Annotated in this window: 12 protein-coding genes; 3 read left to right on the forward strand and 9 right to left on the reverse strand. The window is 60.5% G+C overall.

Annotation, left to right across the window (positions count from 1 at the left end):
* Positions 1-28 precede the first annotated feature (28 nt).
* The 3 genes from J7447_RS15040 (at position 29) to J7447_RS15050 (ending at position 4,927) form a co-directional block, all read left to right on the forward strand.
* Positions 29-2,434 (forward strand): circularly permuted type 2 ATP-grasp protein, encoded by a 2,406-nt coding sequence (locus tag J7447_RS15040; RefSeq protein ID WP_023003058.1) that lies wholly within the window; start codon positions 29-31, stop codon positions 2,432-2,434.
* A gap of 42 nt (positions 2,435-2,476) precedes the next feature.
* Positions 2,477-3,352: a transglutaminase family protein gene (locus tag J7447_RS15045; protein WP_023003057.1), complete on the forward strand. Its 876-nt coding sequence runs from the start codon at positions 2,477-2,479 to the stop codon at positions 3,350-3,352.
* Positions 3,353-3,490: 138 nt separating this feature from the next.
* Positions 3,491-4,927 (forward strand): serine protease, encoded by a 1,437-nt coding sequence (locus J7447_RS15050; protein WP_209170080.1) that lies wholly within the window; start codon positions 3,491-3,493, stop codon positions 4,925-4,927.
* 38 nt (positions 4,928-4,965) lie between these two features.
* On the opposite strand, the gene J7447_RS15055 is transcribed toward J7447_RS15050, so the two are convergent.
* The 9 genes from J7447_RS15055 to J7447_RS15095 all read right to left on the reverse strand — a co-directional run bounded on the left by J7447_RS15055 (position 4,966) and on the right by J7447_RS15095 (position 15,806).
* Positions 4,966-6,024, reverse strand: a complete 1,059-nt coding sequence (locus J7447_RS15055) for an ABC transporter ATP-binding protein (protein ID WP_209170081.1) — start codon at positions 6,022-6,024, stop codon at positions 4,966-4,968.
* Between the two features lie 10 nt (positions 6,025-6,034).
* Entirely contained in the window at positions 6,035-7,324 is a 1,290-nt protein-coding gene (locus tag J7447_RS15060) for a trehalase family glycosidase (RefSeq protein WP_055656315.1), read from the reverse strand.
* A gap of 43 nt (positions 7,325-7,367) precedes the next feature.
* Entirely contained in the window at positions 7,368-8,600 is a 1,233-nt protein-coding gene (locus J7447_RS15065; protein ID WP_077291865.1) for a carbohydrate ABC transporter permease, read from the reverse strand.
* Positions 8,597-9,901: a sugar ABC transporter permease gene (locus J7447_RS15070; RefSeq protein ID WP_209170082.1), complete on the reverse strand. Its 1,305-nt coding sequence runs from the start codon at positions 9,899-9,901 to the stop codon at positions 8,597-8,599. Before J7447_RS15070 ends, J7447_RS15065 begins: the two co-directional genes overlap by 4 nt.
* 200 nt (positions 9,902-10,101) lie before the next feature.
* Positions 10,102-11,451, reverse strand: a complete 1,350-nt coding sequence (locus tag J7447_RS15075) for an extracellular solute-binding protein (RefSeq protein WP_209170083.1) — start codon at positions 11,449-11,451, stop codon at positions 10,102-10,104.
* Between the two features lies 1 nt (position 11,452).
* A complete protein-coding gene (locus tag J7447_RS15080; protein ID WP_209170084.1) occupies positions 11,453-12,559 on the reverse strand; it encodes a substrate-binding domain-containing protein in 1,107 nt (368 codons plus the stop codon).
* A 298-nt stretch (positions 12,560-12,857) separates the two neighbouring features.
* Positions 12,858-13,268: a D-ribose pyranase gene (gene rbsD / locus J7447_RS15085; protein ID WP_062487232.1), complete on the reverse strand. Its 411-nt coding sequence runs from the start codon at positions 13,266-13,268 to the stop codon at positions 12,858-12,860.
* 27 nt (positions 13,269-13,295) lie between these two features.
* Positions 13,296-14,477 (reverse strand): GAK system CofD-like protein, encoded by a 1,182-nt coding sequence (locus J7447_RS15090; protein ID WP_209170085.1) that lies wholly within the window; start codon positions 14,475-14,477, stop codon positions 13,296-13,298.
* Between the two features lie 72 nt (positions 14,478-14,549).
* Entirely contained in the window at positions 14,550-15,806 is a 1,257-nt protein-coding gene (locus J7447_RS15095) for a glycerate kinase (protein WP_055656325.1), read from the reverse strand.
* Positions 15,807-15,924 lie beyond the last annotated feature (118 nt).

Raw genomic sequence — 15,924 nt, forward strand, 5'->3', positions numbered from 1 at the left:
CGGCAGCCCCGCCGACTGGAAACGATGCATGAGCTTGGACGAAAACGCAGAACCCGGAGCGCTTCGCTACGGCCTCTTGAAGGCCTATCGTCCCTTTCCGGATGTTTCGGACGAGCTGCTCTTCCCTGATGGCCGGGTAAGACCGGTCTGGCGGCCGTTTCTGGAGCATCTGAGCGCTCTGACGCCGGAGGAAATCACCGAGCGTTTCGCGCGCGGCAATCAGTATCTGAACGATGCCGGGGTCTATTTCCGTCAATACGGGCAGGACGGGGCGAATGAGCGGGAATGGCCGTTGAGCCATATTCCGGTGATCATCAGCCAGGACGACTGGCAGGTGATTGCAGACGGCCTGACCCAGCGCGCCGAACTTCTGGAACAGGTTGTCGCCGATCTTTATGGCGACAACAGGCTGGTGACCAACGGTTATCTTCCGGCAAGCCTGATTGCGCAAAGCCCGGAGTGGCAGCGTCCACTGGTGGGCATCAAGCCGAAATCCGGACATTTTCTGCACTTCCTGTCGTTCGAGATCGGCCGCGGACCGGACGGAACCTGGTGGGTTCTGTCCGACAGGGCACAGGCGCCTTCCGGTGCCGGCTTCGCACTGGAAAACCGGGTCGCAACCGGACGCGTCTTCAACGAGTTCTTCGCCCGCGCCAATGTCCATCGGCTCGCCGGGTTTTTCCGGCGGTTCCGCGACCACCTGGTCGAGCTGCGTGGAGAAAGCGAAAGCCGCGTTTCGATCCTGACACCAGGCCCGCTGAACGACACCTATTTCGAGCATGCCTACATCGCCCGGTATCTCGGTTTCATGCTGCTGGAAGGTGAGGACCTGACGGTTGAAAACGGCAAGCTGATGGTTCGCACGGTCGCCGGACTGAGGCCCGTCAGCGTTCTCTGGCGGCGCCTTGATGCCGCCTGGGCCGATCCGGTGGAATTGAACGAAACCTCTCACATCGGTACACCGGGTCTTGTTCAGGCGGTCCGCAGCGGCGCAGTCACCATGATCAATGCGCTCGGCACCGGCATTCTGGAAACACGCGCGCTCCTTGCCTTTCTGCCGCGTATCAGCGAACACCTGCTCGGCGAGCCGCTGAAACTGCCGAACGTCGCGACCTGGTGGTGCGGTGAAGAGGGAACGAAAGCCTACGTGAAGGAAAATGCGGAAGGCATGATGTTCAGCCCCGCGCTGTCGACCGCGCTGCCTTTCACGTCCTCCCATACCGATTTTATCGGCAAGGATTTCGACAAGTTCCACAAGGGCATTCTGGAAACCTGGATCGATAGCAAGAGTGACAGGCTGGTCGGGCAGGAAGCCGTGACCCTGTCGACGACACCTGCCTATGACAACGGGCTTCTGGTCCCCCGGCCGATGAGCCTGCGCGTCTTCCTGGCCCGAACGACCAACGGCTGGGAAGTCATGGCTGGCGGCTTTGCCCGGATCGGACAAACGGAAGATGCAAGTGCGATTGCCATGCAGGCAGGCGGATCGGCGGCCGATGTGTGGATCGTCGGCGGTCAGAAGCCGCACAAGGAAACCTTGCTCCACCAGACGGAATCGCCGTTCTTCAAATCACAGACCGGTTCCCTGCCATCGCGCGCAGCCGACAATCTGTTCTGGCTCGGCCGCTACGTGGAGCGTGCGGAAGGCGCGGTGCGGCTGCTGCGTGCCTATCATGCCCGGTTGATGGAAACGGCGGACCCGGAAGCCCCGCTTGTGGCATTGACGGCGGAATATCTGGACAAGATCGGCATGGCGCCTGTCGAGCCGGTTCCCGATGGCCTGTGCGACATGCTGCAATCGGCCGTCGCCAGCGCTGCAAAGGTACGCGACCGGTTTTCCGTCGATGGCTGGCTGGCGCTGAACGACCTTGCCCAGGCCGCGAACGGCGCCAAGCGCACGATGCGCGACAATGCCGACGTTACCAGAGCCATGGGCCTGCTGCTGCGCAAGATCACCGGCTTTTCGGGTCTTGTGCATGAAAACATGTACAGGTTTATCGGCTGGCGTTTCCTGTCCATCGGCCGTGCACTGGAACGCGCCCACCGGATGGCTGATCTCCTGTCGGTCTTTACCGACGAAGACGCCCCGGAAGGCTCTCTTGAACTGCTGCTTGAGGTTGGCGACAGCGCCATGTCCATGAGCCGGCGTTATGCGGTCTCTCTCAGCCATGCCACCGTGCTGGACCTTTTGGCGATGGACACCAAGAACCCGCGCGCGGTGCTCTACCAGCTGACCGACATGAAAGATCATATCGGCGTGCTGCCCAACGCGACGGAAAACGGACATCTTTCGGAGCTGGCCCGCTCCGTCCTGCAGGTTCACACACTTCTGGCAATCGCCACCCCGGAGACCCTGACACCGGCTTCTCTTGCCGATCTTCGCGATCAGATCTCCTATCTCTCCGTGGAGCTGACCGATGCCTATATCCGGTAACGGACGGTCGCTTTCACCCGACACGCCCGACGCGAGGCGCCCGTGCATTACGATGTAACGCTTGAAATCACTTACGACTATGCCAGCCCGGCCAACTACGGACATCATGCGCTCCGGCTGATGCCGGCAACCATCCCCGGCGAGCAGAAGCTGATGGCGGGGCAGATCCATATCGTGCCTGGCCCTTCTGAGCGTCACGACCGGACGGACTTCTTCGGCAATGCTGTCACCGACGTTGCCTACCGGCGCAGCCACAGCGAACTCAGTTTCAAGCTGAAGGCCCGTATCGACAGAACCGCGGTGCCGGAAGAACTCGACATTTCACCGCCGTTGCACGCCCTGGCAAGGGAGCTCTCCGGCGTTCAGTCACTTGCCCCCAGGGCGCCGGTCCATTTTCTTTCAGCCTCGCCGCGCCTGCCCCTCGACCCCGCGTTTGCAGTCTATGCGCAGGACCATGTCGTCCCGGGCATGAGCACGATTTCCGCCGTCGAAGCCATCGGCAAGGCCTTGAACACGGACATGCGTTTCGATGCCGAGGCCACAACAGTCGACACTCCGGCCATCGAGGCGTTCGAGCGACGTCATGGCGTCTGCCAGGATTTTTCGCACATCATGATCGCATGCCTCAGAAGCATCGGCATTCCGGCAGGCTACGTCAGCGGCTTTCTCCGGACCATTCCCCCGGAAGGCCAGGAACGGCTGGAAGGTGCGGATGCCATGCACGCCTGGGTCAGGGCCTGGTGCGGCATCGAGATCGGCTGGATCGAATATGACCCCACCAATGCTCTCAGGGTCGGACAGGATCACATCGTTGTCGCGCATGGCCGCGACTACGGAGACGCGGCACCGGTGAAAGGCGTGTTGCGCACGTCAGGGTCCCAAACCACCGATCACAAGGTCGATGTTGTTCCGCTTTGAAACATGGTTTTTCAGGCCGCTCCATCTGAACACCGCCTCCGGAGTTTTATCGCGAGATATCCCCGGCTGAGCAGGGCGAGCCTGTTTCCATCATCGCCGTTTTGCTAAAATGTGGAACGCGACCAAGGGGAGCTGGTTATGCGTTCGTTTCTTCATGCCATCGTGTTTTTGCTAGTATCAGCCGGCACCGTGCAGGCAGGTTACGATCAGTCCAAGGACTGGTTCCATGCCAGGGACTGGCGAGAACGGGTCCGGATCCAGTTCCTGCTGGTCTTTACGGGAGACTACGCCTCACAGGTGGACGGAACCTTCGGCAGGCTCACCTATAACGCGCTCACAACTTTCCAGAAGCACCGGGACTTCACCCCGAACGGTGTGCTCGACGACGAGCAGATGCAGATCCTCCAGCGCGATGGCCTCGACCTTGTCGAACGGGTTGGTTTTGAAACCTACAAGGACGCCGTTTCCGGATTGCAGCTCGGCGTTCCGGGCAAGCTCTTCGAACCGTCCACCCAGACGCCGCGCGGACACCTCTGGCGGGCCTATGACAACAGCATCGAACTGGAAACCCTGCAGGTTTCGGCGGAAGAAACCGACTACGCGGCCCTCTACAAGCGTCTGACCGATACCAGCGACGGGCGGACCGTGGAGCACAAGCAATTCCGGAATGACTACTTCGTCGTCTCCGGTCGGCAGGATGGACGTGATTTCTACCTGCGCATGATGAAGACCTCTTCGGACAGCCGTGGCTTTTCGCTTGCCTGGCAGGCACGCCATGCCGTCTTCATGGACCGCGTGGCAGTTGCCATGTCGAACAGCATGACGTTTTACGACGGAACAGATGAGGAGAAACTGGACGCGGTCACATCAGCTCCCGGCCTGCAGGTTCTGGAAGAGGACAACAGCAGCGATCCGCTTCCCAAGGGAGCACGCAAGGATATTATCGGCCGCAAGACCTCCTCCTCCGGCAGCGGCTATTTCCTGACGAGCGAAGGCCACATCGGCACCAATGCGCATGTGGTCGGCAACTGCCGCTCGCTGGATATTCCAGGCCACGGTACCGCGAGGCTGGTGAAGGCGGACACGGAAAACGACCTCGCGATCCTGCAGCTCGACAGCGGCAAGTCGGATCATGTTGCGCAGTTCCGCTCAAAACAGCCGATCGTTCGCGGAGAGGAGATTTTCGTGATCGGCTATCCCTTTGCCCAGATCCTGGACAACAACCTGAACTTCACTCCCGGCATGATCTCGTCGCTGGCAGGCGTCAAGGGCGACAGCCGCCATTTCATGCTGACAGCACCGGTACAGCCAGGCAATTCAGGTGGCCCGGTTCTGGACAGGACGGGAGCCGTCGTCGGCACCGTTGTGTCTCGCCTGGACAAGTTCAAGACGCTCAAACTGGCCGGTGACCTGCCGGAAAACGTGAATTTCGCGGTCAGGGGCAAGCTGATGGCGGAGTTCATGGAAGATCTCGGCCTGACGCCCTCCTACAACACCATCACCAACATCAAGAGCCCGACCCGGATCGACGAGGAGGCTTCTCAATACACCGTGCTGGTGCTCTGCCGGAACTGAACCCGCCGAAAAGGCCGGGGTCATTCCGACAGACAGTCTTAGCGGATAGCCTTGTCTTCGCCGTCGAAGAAATGCAGGCGGCTCTCGTCGAAGGTCAGACCAACACGAGTTCCCTCCTCCACGTCTTCGGCACCGCTGATGCGCACCAGGATCGTTTCAAGCCCGTCGAGCGCCACGTAAAGGAAGGTGTCTGCACCCAGATATTCGGCCACTTCCACCGTTCCGGTGCAATGCCCCTCGCCCGGTGTTGCAAGGCTGATGTGCTCCGGACGGATGCCGAGTTTAACCGGGGTTTGTCCGCTGCCGGCATACGGATAAGGACCGCCGCCATGCCCGCGCAGCGAAAACCGTCCTTCTTCGAGTGAACAGGGCGCCACGTTCATCTTCGGCGAACCGATGAACTGGGCCACGAACAGATTGTCCGGCCGTTCATAAAGTTCGCGCGGTGATCCGACCTGTTCGATCCTGCCGGCCTGCAACACCACGATCTTGTCGGCCAGCGTCATGGCTTCCACCTGATCGTGTGTCACGTAGATCATGGTGGTGCCGAGGCTCTTGTGGAGCCGGGCGACCTCAAAACGCATTTCAACGCGAAGCGCTGCGTCCAGGTTCGACAACGGTTCATCGAACAGGAAGGCACTTGGCTCGCGAACAATGGCGCGGCCGATGGCCACCCGCTGGCGCTGTCCACCCGAAAGCGCCTTGGGGCGCCGGTCGAGATATTCGTCCAGCTTCAGCACTTCAGCAGCCGCATTCACCTTGCGGTCGATCTCCGCCTTGGGAAAGCCTGCCGTCTTCAGACCGAAACCGACATTCTCGCGCACCGACATATGCGGGTAAAGCGCGTAGGACTGGAAGACCATCGACAGTCCCCGCCCCGATGGCGGCAGTGCAGTGACGTCCTTGCCATCGATTTCGATAGCACCACGGCTGGTTTCCTCAAGCCCTGAGATCAGACGCAACAGCGTCGACTTCCCGCAGCCGGACGGTCCGACAAAGATGACGAATTCGCCATCCTTGATGTCGAGGTCGATGCCCTTGATGACCTGCAGGTTGCCGAACCACTTTTCAACCTTGTTGAGCTGGATCGCTCCCATCGCGTCCCCCTTAAGCTGCCTGCTCGGCGTGTGAAGGCGAAGCCCAGGTCAGCCAGATGGCCGACGTCCAGGAGAACGATCCGCCACCTGCTCCTGCGCCCGTTTCGGGGCTGAAATATTCCGCAAAGCCCCCGGTTTCGATCAGCCGCGCGGTGTCGGCGCGCAGTCGTTCCGCCCGGACGGCATCGCCTGCTTCGGCAAAACCTTTCGCGATCATGTAATTGATCATCGCCCACACCGGTCCGCGCCAATACCGCAAAGGCTCGTAACTGCGGTGATCGGGATCATAGGACGGCATCAGGTATTCGACCCGCTCCGCGATCCTGTCGAAATGTCCCTGAAGCGCACCAAGGGTCTGCGGATCATGGAGCCCGGCATAGAGTGCCAGGAAGGAAGCACTGGAGATGCCATCTGTCTGCTTGCCGCGACGCTCGTCAAAAGCGACATGTGCCTTGACCTCATCATTCCAAAGCGTCCGGCTGCCTTTTTCCATCGCCGCGATCCACCCTCGGATCTCGTCGGCTTCCGCGCTCATGCCGAGTTTTTCGGCCAGCGCGAGAAGATCCCGGTTGGCGCGCAGGAAGATGAAGGTAACGCCCGGGTCGGCAACGAAGAACGGGCAGGTTTCGGCGACTTTTTCCGGATCCCAGCCTACCTTTCGGCAAGCAGCGACAATGCTGAGATAACGGTCGTAGTCCTCCTTGTGCGGCCGCATGGCCGGATCGACATGAGAGGTGTCCTTCCGCTCATAGGGACCAATGTCCTTGACCTCGACCGCCCGCAGCGCCTCGTCCCAGTCCGGCAGGTTGTCCCGCCCGGATTCCCAGGGGTGAATGACGGCAATGACACCAAGGTTTTTCGGGTCGCGATAGGCAAGATACCAGCGATGCCAGGCCATCAGTTTCGGCAACAAGGCCTTCGCCCGCTCCAGTGCCTTGCCGGTCCGGTCAGCCTCCACCAGGCTATGGACGACGGACGCGGCCACCGGCGGCTGGGAATGACCGGAACTCGGGATCGGACCGCCGTCGGTTCCCCACACGCCCGGTCCGGGAAAATAGCTCGGGTCGTCCTTGCGAAACAGGATGTGCGGCACCATTCCGTCGCGCCACTGGCCCTGGAACAGCATCTCGATTTCCTGCCAGGCCCGGTCCTGGTCGAATTCCGCAAACCCCAGGGCGACAAAGACGGAATCCCAGTTCCACTGGTACGGATAAAGACCCTTCGTCGGGATCGTGTACCCGCCCTGGTCGTTTTCGGTCAGGATGGCCTTTGCCGCCTGGTCTAGATCTGCGTGTGCCACAGCGTACTCCCTCGGGCTCTTCAGAGCCCCTTCTCTTGATCGTTCAACCCTTGACGCTGCCGGCCGTCAGGCCCTGGACAAGGAAACGTTCGAACCACAGGAAAATGAAAAGGACGGGCACGGTCGCAATTACCGCGCCCGCCATGAGATGCTGACGTGGCACCTCGGAGGAATTGAGGGACACCACTCCGCGCGACAGCGTGAAGATGTCCGGATCGTCCAGGAACATGAACGCGAACAGGAACTCGTTCCAGGCGATCATGAAGACGTAAAGCGAAACGGAAGCCAGCGCCGGAAGGGACAGCGGCAGGGTGATCTTGAGGATCACGCCGATGCGCGACAGCCCGTCCATCAGCCCGGCTTCTTCCAGTTCGGACGGCAGACCGCGAAAGTACCCCTGCAACATGTAGAGCGCGACCGGGATGGTCGTTGCCGGATAGACGATCAGCAGGCCGGTGAGTGTGTTGCGCAGACCAAGCTGCGAGAACACCGCATAGAGCGGGATCACCAGCACGATCGCCGGCACCATGTAGATGAGCAGCACGGAGCGGGCCAGGAATGCCTGCCCCGGAAACCGCAGCCGCGACACGGCATAGGCGCCCGGCACCGAGAACAGCAATGTCAGCACGACGGTTGCCACCGACACGAAGGCGGACACCATCAGGTAACGGCCGAAGTTGAACTGGGTGAAAAGCTCGACATAGGACCGGAACAGCCCGCTGATGCCCTGACTGACGTCGATCGACAGGTCCAGCGGATTGGCAAGCAGCGCCTGTTGGCTTTTGAGCGAGGTCATGATCATGACGTAGAACGGCAAGGCGACAATGATCGAGAAGACGACGAAGCCGACGCCCTTCGCGATGCGAATATAGACAACCTCACGCTCGTAGCGCGACATGGCACCAAGCCGGGCCCCACCGAGGCAGATCGCATTGGCACCGGTAACGCCGGCGACAAACATCACCAGACCAAGTCCCTGCCACAAGGAGTGCTGACCAAGCGACAGACCGAAGGGCGCCGCGAAGGAAGCCACCATCAGGACGACGAACAGGACGGCAGCACAAAGCCCCCTGTCCGCCATGGCTCCAGCGCCCCCGGTCGACTGCCTCCAGACCAGAACCAGAGCACTGACAAGCCCCGCAAGACCCGCCGCCGTTGCTTGCGGCTGCGCCACATCGCCGGTCACCAGTGTCAGTGTGACACCGATGACCACCATGGCAGTGACGCCCCAGATCAGGCCGGTCAACGCCGCGAGAACGATACTGCCGGGTCTCATAGCCCTTCCTCCTTCGGCGAAAAGCGGATGAACAAAGTGGCGAAGGTGACAAGGACGACAAAGACGACCACGGCAACGGCTGCACCGGCGCCGAGATTGGACAGGGCAAATCCCTGCTCATAGACATCGACGGTCAGCGTACGCGTGCCCGCGTTGCCGCCGGTCAGAAGGAAGATGTCGTCGAACTTGTTGAAGGTCCAGATGAAGCGCAGCAGGAACAGGACCGAGAGGATCCCCATCAGTTGCGGCAGCGACAGGTACCAGAACTGCTGCAGCGGCGTTGCCCCGTCCATTTCGGCAGCTTCATACATGTCCGTGTTGATCGACTGCATGCGCGCCAGAATGAACAGGAAGGACAGCGGGAAGTAACGCCAGGCCTCGAAGGCAATCACCGTCGTCAGCGCCAGCGGAAACTCCATCGGAATGCCGAGAACGGAAAACTCGATCGCCCTCTGGCCGAAGAAATTGATCGGATCGGCGACAACGCCCATTTTGGTCAGCAGCGCGTTGAGCGTGCCGGAAAACGGGTCGAACAGAACGACCCAGGTGAAGGCAACCGCGATCACAGGCGAGACGTAGGGAAACAGAAACAGGCCCCGCAGGACACCGCGACCGGGGAAGGTCGTGTTCAGGAGCTGCGCCGCAAAGAGACCCAGCACCAACGCGCCACCCGTCCCGAAGATGGTGTAGTAGAACGTAATGCGCAGCACTGACCAGAACTCGTCCGCGCTGAAGATCCGGCTGAAGTTCTCGAACGTGAATTCGAAGTTGGTCAGCACATTGTTGGCTTCGCCCGAAATAACTGGCTCGCTCGCACGTTCGGGACGGTTTGCATCCAGAAACCCCTGCGACACGGTTCCGACCAGTTCGACATCTCCGCGCCAGCCAGGCGCTACGGTTCCAAGATCGCACGTCAGCGCGGCGCCATTGAGCGAACAGTTTTCGGAATGCGAAGTCACCGTGAAGCCATCGGGCACCACATCGCTCAGTGTCACGTCGCGGACTTCCTCGTCCTGGGACGAATTGCGCAGCCGGTATTCCAGCCGGGCCTCGTCGCCCGGTGCATTTGGCCGACCACGAACCCGTTCGTTGACGAGCACGGTCGGCGGCCGCAGGTCGGCAAGCTGAACCGGCTTCACACTGATCCAGAAATTGGCAAGCAGCGGTCCGGCAACAATCATCAGGATGATGGCAAATGTCGGCGCCAGCATCAGATACGCCAGCCACATTTCACGCCGCTGCATCGGACCGATGCCTTTCGGCGGCCCTGAGGAAGCGTCAGCTTCGGTTTTGGTGTTCATGTTTCCGCCCGGGGTCTAGATCCCGTTCTGCCGTTGGCGACCGACAAGTCCCAACCGGCAACTGTCTGGAGCCCATCTCGTCTGCCGGCAATGCAGCGGCAGGAGATTGGGAAGGACCGGGCATCCGATAGACGCCCGGTCCGGGCCGTTATGTGCGGGCTTTTCCACCCCCTCGTGGGGTCTTGAGGGGTGGAAAGGCGTTACTGGATCTTGGCCAGTTCCTCGTTGAGCTTGGCAACTGTTACAGCAGCATCGCGTTCGTCGTCGATGTATTCACGCACCAGACGGTTCATCACCTGGCTGTTGATCATCTTGGAGGCAAGCGAGAGCTGGCCTTCCTTGACGCCCCAGCGGCTGGCGGTGTCGAGACCGGAGACGATGGTCTTGATGGTGTCGGCATCGTAGAGATCGGTCAGCGGCGCCTTGCGGTCGACACCCACCGGAAGCTTTGCCCAGCCATCGACGAATTCGGTCGCGTTGTCGGCAGAACCACGACGGATCGGGAACTTGCCTTCCGGCGCGATCGACAGGGTCGACAGGTAGCCGTCATCCATGGAGAACTCGACGAACTGCATCGCCGCTTCCGTGTCCGCGTCATTGGTGATGCCGAAGTAACGGATGTCGGCCCAGGCTGCCCCGTCTGGATTGGACGGGCCGCTCAAGGTGGTGACAACACCAGTCTTGGAAGCAAGTTCCGTGGAGGTCGGATCGTCGGTGATGGTCGGCGGAGCGCTGTCACGCAGGCCGGCAAGCTCATCCAGGATGAACGGCGACCAGATGATCATGGCTGCTTTGCCGGCAAAATAAAGCTCGCGCGACTGCTTCCAGAAGAGGTCTCCGGGAGGCGATGCCTTGGCGATGGCCTTGTAGAACTCCAGCGCTTCGACAGTCTTCTTCTCGTCCAGCGGCTTGAAACCGTCGTCGCCGACAGGGCTGACACCATTGGCCAGAAGCACGTGCTCCAGCACCTGGCTCATGAAGTTCTCGTCAACTTTGGTTGCGGCGACGAAACCGAACATCTCGGGCGGGTTATGCAGTTTTTCGACAGCCGCCAGAATGTCTTCATAGCTGTCCGGAGCAGCAAGGCCGTTTTCCTCAAAGAGGTCCTTGCGGTAGATCACCATCTGGGTCCAGCCGTCCACAGGCACGGAGGCGACACCGTCTTCAACCGCAGCCATGGCAACCGCGCCCGGCGCGAATGTGCCGGCACCCAGTTTTTCAAACACTTCGGTCGCAGCTTCCGTATCCAGGATGCCTGCTTCGGCCCAAGGCAGCGCGTATTGCAGTGTGTGATAGATGACATCCGGCAGATCGCCGGCGGCAAAGGCTGCCGTGGCACGCGTGCCGAGATCGGATTCCGTCACCGGAATGACGTCCACCTCGATGCCTGTCTTTTCCTTGAACGCGGCGGCCATTTCTTCCTGCTTGGCCAGGCGTTCCGGTTGTTCTTCAGTCGTCCAGAACCGCAACGTCTCGGCCTGTGCGGCCGTCAGACCGAGCGTCAGAACGCCCGCGATGGTCGAGGCCAGGAATGTTGTCCTCCCAAACATATTACTCTCCCTTCCTGCCGGAATGTGGCTGTTGGTTCAGCCGGTCGCGGAGCGCGCTTGCAAGCGCCTCCGATGAATTTGCCGGAGCGCCATCCGAGGCGCGCCGGATCAGGTTTGCCTTGGCAAGGGCCTGCAGATCCGTGGGGTTCTTGCCATCCAGAACATCGATCAGCATGCGGGCAACCCTGCCGCCTGCTTCTTGGGCGCTTTGCGAAAAAGTCGTCAGCGGCGGGTCCAGGTATTCACCCACCGGCAGGCCGTCATAGCCGACGACGGTAACGTCGGAGCCGACCTTAAGACCGAACTTGCGGCAGTACTGCACCGCTCCGATGGCAAGGGCGTCGGTCACGCACAAAAGTGCGGTCGGCGGCGCTTCCAGCGACAACAGCGCCTCGGCCCCTGCAAAGCCGCCTTTTTCGCTGAGCGACTGAAGATTTTCCAATGCCGGATCATGTACAAGGCCCAGCGCCTCCAGACCCTGCCTGTACCCGTTGCGGCGCTGAAGCGCGAAGTTGAGTTCCATCGGACCGCCGATGAACCCGATCCGCTCATGTCCGAGGCTGTAGAGATGGCGAACGCCATCGGCAAAGGCCGCCTCGTTATCGATATCGAACCAGGCATAGCCTGCCGGATCGCGCGTGCGGCCATGGGCGACAAATGGAAAATTCTGTTCCCGCAAATAGGCGATGCGCGGATCGTCCACTTCCGTTCGGGTGACGATGAAACCGTCCACCTTGCGCCTAGCGATCAGCCGCTTCACGGTCTCGATCATGTGTTCGCGTGAATGGGCAGTGGTCACCAGAAGGTCCAGCCCCAGTTCGTCGAGAGCTCTTGCGATGCCGTCGATGAATTCGGACAGGAACGGATCCGCTCCACTGCCGTGACCCACGGGGATGACGATGCCGAGCGTGTCCTGACGTCCGCGCTTCAGATTGCGTGCAGTGGCCGACGGCTGATAGCCCAGATCCTGAACAGCCTTGAGGATACGTTTGCGGGTGGCTTCGGAAATATCGGTGTAGTTGTTGAGGACCCGCGACACGGTTCCTTTCGCAACGCCCACATGGCGCGCCACGTCATCAATGGTGACGGAATCGCGAAGTCGCGACATCGATCCTCCCTGCGAGCCCGAAGGGCTCAATTCCCGGCCTGCAGCCTCAAAAGGCAACAGATTGTTTTATTGAGGAAAATTTTTACAAAACCGATTTTGTAAGTCAACAAAATCGGTTTTGGAGATCAAATTTTTATTTTTTGCAGAGCGGGAAGCGACTGACGTTGCAACGAAACATGCCGCTGCAACGTTTCGGAAAACAAAAACGGGAGGAGCATTTCCGCTCCCCCCTTCGCATCGGTCAGTTCTCATCGATGGCTGTCGAGACAGGCCTTCCAGACACCGTCTGCGGCGATTGTCAGAACGGTACGCCGGAGACGAGAATCAGATTTGCGTAAGGCGTGCATTCACCGGTGCGAATGACCGCACGTGCCTTCGAACAACGCTCCTTGAAGTCCTCGTGGGACATGCGGACATGTTCGATCGGCTTGCCGGTGTCAGCCGCCCAATGGGCCAGTCGGACCTCGATCTGCGTGACGAGATCTTCCGATGCCTCGTCTGCAAAGACCGCCTGCTCGACGATCATTTCATCGGCAAGCGCTTCCAGAACATCGAAGAAGGCCGGAATACCGGGGCTGACTGCCAGGTCGATCACACCAACATTGGCAGGAACCGGAAGGCCTGCATCGGCAAGGACGATCTCGTCCATATGGCCGAGCGAGGCTACCAGTTTACTGAGATGCCGGTTTAGAAGCTTCGTACGTTTCATGGCCTTGTCCTGAATGTTCGGTGGTGCTTACGTCAGCGAGACCAGAGTTTCGCAAAGCGGCACAGGGGCATAATAGGGTGCGGACGCCTTGCTGACGAGATCGAGCCGAAGCACGGAAAGCCCAAGCGCCTGCAGCCCTTCCGTTTCCTTCTCCGGAACCGCTTGATCGACGATCACGAAGTTGAGCAGACGGTCGATCGGGCAATCGCTGCCCGCGTCACGCCGCAAGTAGGCAAGCAGGGTCTGCACCTTGTCGGCAACACTCATCGTGCCGGTTTCCGGATCCTGCCCCGTTCCGGGCACATAGACCTTCGGAATGGTGCGTGCGGCAACGGCTTTTCCGACGCCTTTCGGCAGGAGATTCGCGATCAGGCTGGTATAGAAACTGCCCGGCGCATAACAGATGAGGTCAGCAGACTGGATGAGGCTCCGGTTGCGGTCCGGAAACGCTGCTTCCGCAGGGTCCTTGCCGGTCAGCCCTCGATTGAGGAACAGGTTCCTGATCGGCGAGTCCAGTGGTGGATGCTCCTTGCCGGTCAGAAGATGCTGGCCGATAACAACCTCGCCATCGTCAAGGTCTGCCCCCAGGTGCAGGTTGTCGTCGGCAACGGCCCGGACGGTCCCCTGAACACCCACCAGCTTGGCCACCAGAAAGATGATCGGTTCAAGTTGCTGGTTCTGGTTGAGGTAACCACCGGCCAGGATCAGGTTGCCGATGCTGGCGCCGCGCAGGTCGAAATCTATCGGGCGTGCGGCGTGAAACATGCCCAGCTGATTCTGGATGAGCGTGCGCATCGGCTGCTCTATCGCCTCCACCAGCGGATGCGTTCCGGCGATCATGCTTTCCAGCTCGGCGGCCAGATCCACTTGCGAGGCTGTTTTCGAAAACCGATGTGTGAACAGGCGAAAAACGTCCGGATGGCCGAGCACCGTTTCGTCGGCGAGTGCCATCAACCGGCTTCTGAGATCACCGATGGCCGGCATGTTGAAGGCAATCCTGAGCCCTTGCGAGCTGCCGCCGGAATCGAACGGTGTCACCAGGTGGATGGAATTATGCGTGTAGCGCTTCAGGCACTGGGCGACACCGTTGAGTGCCGATCCACCGCTGAAGAACAACGTCCTCGGGCCAAGCTTCGGATTGGACAGAAACCGTTCGATCCGAAACGGATCCGGCAGGCGCGCCACACGGGTGATGGTGATTTCAGTCAAGTCCGGTCCCTTGGGAATTCCGGCGCCATTTGCCGGGTAAAGGAATTGCGGGCGTTCGTCCCGGCCAATGCGCTATCCGATCCATATGGCACGGAAATCATTGACATTCGTCAGTGTCGGCCCGGTGACAACCTGATCTCCGATCGTGTCGAAAAAGCGGTGAGCGTCATTGGTAAGAAGTGCCTCTTCCACATCGGCACCCGCCTTGTCCGCCCTCGCCAGCGTATCCGGGCCAATGACAGCACCCGCGACCTCTGCTGCCCCGTCGACACCGTCCGTGTCGCAAGCGATCGCGTGGATACCTGGAGCCCCGCGCAAGGCAAAAGCAAGAGCCAGGGCGTATTCGGCGTTCGGTCCGCCAACGCCCTCGCCGCGTCGGGTCACCGTCAGCTCACCGCCGGACAGGAGCAGCAAGGGCCGGCTGCCTTCGGGGCGCTCGCTCTGGCGGCTGAGGGCAAGCTCTGCATGGGCACGCGCCACTTCCCGCGCTTCGCCTTCCAGGGCGTCACCCAGGATCTCGACATCACAGTCTTCTGCTTCGGCTAGGGTCCGGGCAGCTTCCAGCGACTGGGAGGGAGCTGCGAAGATGACATTCGATACGCGGCTAAGCTTTTCGTCATCGGGCTTCAACACACCGCTTCCGGCAGCGAGAACCTGTTGCACCGAAGCCGGCACTTCGATCTTCCACTGCTCCAGAATCGCCTTGGCATCGGCCGTCGTGCTGGTATCACCAACCGTCGGACCGGACCCGATTTCAGCAGGATTGTCACCGGGAACATCGGAGATGAGCAGAGCCAGCATCTTTGCAGGATAGGCAGCGGCTGCCAATTGCCCGCCCTTCACCCGGCTCAGATGTTTCCGCACGACATTCATCTGGCCGATTGGCGCACCGGAGGCCAGAAGCGCCTGGTTGACCGCCTGCTTTTCGGCCAGCGAGATTTCTCCGGCAGGCGCAATCAGCAAGGCCGAGGCACCACCGGACATGAGCGCCAGCACGTAGTCGTTCTCACCCAGGCCGGAAACAAGCTCGATCATGCGTTTGGTCGCGACAAAACCCATTTCGTCCGGAACCGGATGCGCGGCCTCCACGATCTCGATCCCTTCGCACGGCCTCGCGTAGCCATAGCGTGTGATCACCAGGCCTTCGCACGGCCCCCAGACCTTTTCGACCGCTTCCGCCATTCGGGCGGAGGCCTTGCCTGCGCCGATCACCACGACGCGGCCCGCTGGTTTCTCCGGCAGAAACGCACCAAGGCTCTGCATCGGGTCCGCCACTTCGACGGCCCGCAGGAACAGCCGTTTCAAAAAATCCTGAACGCTTTCGGCCATGGCACCACTTCTTCCTAATTTCATGTTCTCCTGTTTGAGCGCAGAACTGCAGGAATTATCAAGGCCGAAACGATGACCTTCAACCTGCGAACGCCCAAAACCCAGCGAAACCGTGTGC

It is taken from the genome of Labrenzia sp. R5_0, from assembly GCF_017743835.1.
GTDB lineage: Bacteria > Pseudomonadota > Alphaproteobacteria > Rhizobiales > Stappiaceae > Roseibium > Roseibium algicola.